Source organism: Streptomyces sp. NPDC033229, from assembly GCF_055576875.1.
In genome coordinates this window covers 1-3825 of the sequence record NZ_JBVIQR010000144.1, presented here as the reverse complement: position 1 = coordinate 3825, position 3825 = coordinate 1, and the positions used below count along the sequence as shown (strand labels likewise).

At 65.6% G+C, this 3825-nt stretch carries 3 protein-coding genes and 1 pseudogene; 3 read left to right on the top strand and 1 reads right to left on the bottom strand.

Translation table 11 applies throughout. The features are described from left to right. Positions 1-565: 565 nt before the first annotated feature. A complete protein-coding gene (locus ACZ53N_RS36720; RefSeq protein WP_469145049.1) occupies positions 566-907 on the top strand; it encodes a hypothetical protein in 342 nt (113 codons plus the stop codon). A 554-nt stretch (positions 908-1461) separates the two neighbouring features. Here the strand turns inward: ACZ53N_RS36720 and ACZ53N_RS36715 are convergent. Further along, on the bottom strand, positions 1462-1593 hold the full coding sequence (locus ACZ53N_RS36715; protein WP_469145048.1) for a hypothetical protein: 132 nt from the start codon (positions 1591-1593) through the stop codon (positions 1462-1464). A gap of 256 nt (positions 1594-1849) precedes the next feature. Between ACZ53N_RS36715 and ACZ53N_RS36710 the strand changes: the two are divergent. Next, positions 1850-2273: pseudogene (locus tag ACZ53N_RS36710) on the top strand (transposase); the annotation flags it as partial. Between the two features lie 696 nt (positions 2274-2969). Further along, entirely contained in the window at positions 2970-3374 is a 405-nt protein-coding gene (locus tag ACZ53N_RS36705; RefSeq protein ID WP_466986705.1) for an ATP-binding protein, read from the top strand. The last annotated feature ends 451 nt before the right edge of the window (positions 3375-3825 follow it).

The window sequence follows — 3825 nt, the reverse complement described above, 5'->3', positions numbered from 1 at the left end:
GAACCCGGCGTCCACCCGAGACAACACTCGGGCTTTCGGCCTGCCCACCACGAGCCACAGAAAGCGGAACGGCCCACCGACTTCGTCGGCGGACCATCACGAAAGATCGAGGCTAGGTCCCGGCCCGCCGGGCCGTCAAACACGCTCCCGCCCCCGTTGTGGACGAGGAGCTCGAGGGCACCGTTCACCCGGAGCTGGCCATCGAAGACCGTTCTCCCGCTCCATGTGTCAGCGAGAGTTCGAGGTGCGCCCAGTGGTGGGCTCACCCTGGCGGGCGGCAGGCTGCGGGTCGGCACCCACCAGGCGCTGGCCCACCGGACGCTGACGGTTTGAGCCAACAGTGCAGTCCACTTCCTGCTCGACGGGCACTTGGTCACCACTGACCCGTCTCGGCTGCGGCCGGAAGACCTCGCCTACTTGACCCTGCGCTACGGCGCCGGCCCGGCTGGCCCTGAGGCTGCACCATCTGCCCTGCCCAGGACCGGAGCGGCAAGATCCTGCTGGTCGCCGGTGTCGGCTTCGTACGGCAGGACGCCCCATCACACTCCGGCTCGACGGGTACCTCATGCACACTATCGCCGACAACGCCCTCAGGGGCACCTGGCCCTGCCCCGTCCCCACCGACCAACTGGGCAAGCTCCCCAGCACCCGGACAGCCACCTCACCGCTGCCTCCTCCGCCCTCGCTGGCCGGAGCCATCCGGACACAGCGCAAGATCCACGCGAGCGGCAGGATCATGGTTGCCAAGCAGTTCATCAAGCTCGGACCCCGCCATGCCGGAAAGATCGTCACCGTCGTCATCGAGGACACCCACTTCCGCATCCTCCACGGAGAAGACGAACTCACCGTCCGGCCACGCAAGAACCCCAGACCAGTCACCCGCCTCATTGGGCACTGTGCATCGTGAAGCTTGCAGGTCAAGCGGGCTGGTATGTGTGGGCTTCGGGGTGCTTATGCTGGTCGGGGGCGAATGACTCCCGGCGTGGTCATCGGTCAGCGGGCGACTTCGCGGTTCGTCAGCAGCAGCACAGCTCTCACCAGGGCGGTCGCCCATTTTCGGGTCGGTGCGTACCTTGCCGGGCACGCGCCAGTTCTTCTTCAGGGTGCGGTCCAGTCGCGGAGGGCGGCCAGCAGGGCGGCGGCCTCGCGGGCCAGCGGTGACGGCGGTGAGGTGCACCCTGTTTCCGCCGGCCAGATGGCCGGGCCGCTGGTCACAGTGCAGCACTGCCAGGGCGCTCCCCGCGATCTTCCCCGCGGGCAGGGCTCACGGTGAGCCGGTCTTCTTCAGGTGGCCGCGTATCAGGGTGGCGAGGTAGTTCAGGGTGGCGCTCGACAGTGGCAGGCGGGCGGTGCAGACAGGGTCGTCGGGCCCTCGGCGTGAGGGTTGCTTTCCTTCACACCAAACTCAACTGCCGCCGTGGGCCGGCTGGTTACGCCCCGGCCTTCATCGTCCCGGTGCGGCTACCGGCGTGCGGTGAACCGTCCGCCGGGCTGCTTGTGCAGCCATCCACGGTCGGCGAGCTTGGTCATCTTCGCCCGCAGCGGCTCCAGCTTCCCGCGCACCGCCACCTCGAGTCCCAGCTCCTCGCCCACGGTCCTGACCTGTACCAGACCATCGACGGTCCGAACGATCGCCAGGGCCTTGCGGGTAGCCGCCGGGCAGCGCGGTCTCGTCCGGGTCATCGCCACGGTGCGGGATCAGCAGCACCGCACGCCCTGCCACCTGCGCTTTCACCGCAGCCACCGCAGCCACCGCGACGGCTGCCTCTACCTCGGCCCGGTCCTGTCCGGCCAGTCGGCGCAGCACCCGCTCGGCGATCACCAACTCCTCCCGCTCCACCCCGAACTCCCCGAGCACGACCTGCGCACCCTCATGAACGCTGTGCTCTACGTCGACCGCACCGGCATCCCGTGACGCTACCTCCCCCACGACTCCACACTGGCGCACCACCTGCGGCTACTTCGCTGCCTGGCAGCAGGACGGCGTCTTCGAGCAGCTCAGCAGCCTGCTGCGGCGCCTGGTCCGCGAGGCCGAGGGCCGCAGCGCCGAGCCGTCGGCCTGCGTGCTGGACTCCCGGAGCGTCAAGGCCTCCGCCAACGTGCACCTCACCGGCTAGGGCACCGACGCCGAGAAACGGATCGTCGGCCGCAAACGCCACCTGAGCACAGACACGCTCGCTCTCCTGCTGACCGTGATGGTCACAGCCGCCAGCGTGTCCGACACCGCGGCCGGCGTCCACCTGCTCTCCCGGATCTCCGCAGCCCATCCCCGCGCCCAGGGCACGGACGACGATAGGCCTGGACCAATCTCGTTGTAATCCTGGATGCATCACGGACAACGTTCCCATCATTGCCACCAGCCGGACAAGATGGTCTCAGTGTTCCCGCCAGGGAGCCCATCTGCACCCAACTCCCCGCCGGACGATCTACAGCTTCTGGTCTCTTGCCGGCTAGTGCCGCCTTCTCACACTCAAATGGCACAAGCACAGTCTCAACACCCTCTCAAGACTGGTGCACCTATGCGATCGCGGGGCTAGATCTATGACATAATGCATTCGCGCGAATATTGAGTAGCACCCAAGCAACGCTTTGTAATCAAGAAACCGTCGCGCTTCAAACAATGCGCCCCCACCACTTCCAGTTGTCTGCTGAGACAGGTGAGACACTCCTGTCAGCGACGTTGGCAATTCCCGCCACCGTGCGACTGCCTTGTCTGGTCCCCGAGGAGGCAGGATGGGACATTCAGAGCTCAAGAAGAGGCGCCGCCATCGACTGATTCCGATGGCGACTCACCCCCCATGGCCGCTCTCAATCTACAAGCAGCCTACAGGCCCGCGATGGCCCAAATGTCATCGGATTATCACTCGGTCAGAAAACCTGCCGGCACCTCGCATGGCCTTGCGAATTACCGTTCACAGGCGTCGAGGCTGGGCACCCCGTGTGGGTTCTCAGCGCAAGGGGAGGGGAGGATGAGCACCCATCACTGGTTTCAGATGGCTATCACTGCGGACCCTCTGGATGCAGCCGGGGTTCGACGCACAGTGACCGACCGCCTTAGCCGCTGGCAGTTCTCACGCTTGGCAGAGAACGCTGCCCTAGTCGCCCACGAACTGGTGGTCAATGCTGTGAGGCATGGCAGCGCAGGAGACAGCATAGTCACAATCACAATCGAGTGCACTGACGACAAACTATATATCGCAGTCATCGACACCTCTCAGCAACTGCCCGCACCCCGTTCAGCCCTTGACACCGATGAAACCGGTCGCGGCTTGGCGATCGTCGAGCGACTCACCGACGAGTGGGGCAGCAAGCCAATGGCTAACGGTATGGGTAAATGTGTCTGGTGTTCGATGTCACTTGAGGTTGGATCATGAATGGATTCTGTTTTTGGTGATCTCTTTGAGGTCGACGCTGCGGCGGTGCAGAGTGCGTGGAGTGGGTTGTTCGGCGGCAGGTGGTCTGGGGTGCGGTGATTCCAGTCGGCGAGGCGGGTGAGGTTGCAAACCATCGCGCTCAGAACGTGCTGGAGCCAGTGGGCCTCGTCGCGGCAGGGACCAGATGCCCTCGACGGGGTTGAGGGCGGCCAAGATTCGGGCCCTCGCCGAGCAAGCCACCGCCACCCTCAAGCCCTGGCGGCCGCGGTAGCGGCAGTCCCGCAGGCCGTGAGCCCAGCCAGCTTCGGAGACGCTTCGCAGCCTGCCCGCATCGCGTATCGACGCTGCCACTCAGGGAGCCTTTTCCAACCTGATGGGGGCCGGGCGGGGGTGGTTGGGCTGTACGTAGTGGTGAAGCTCCTGGTAGACGGGTTGTCGACCAGGATCAACC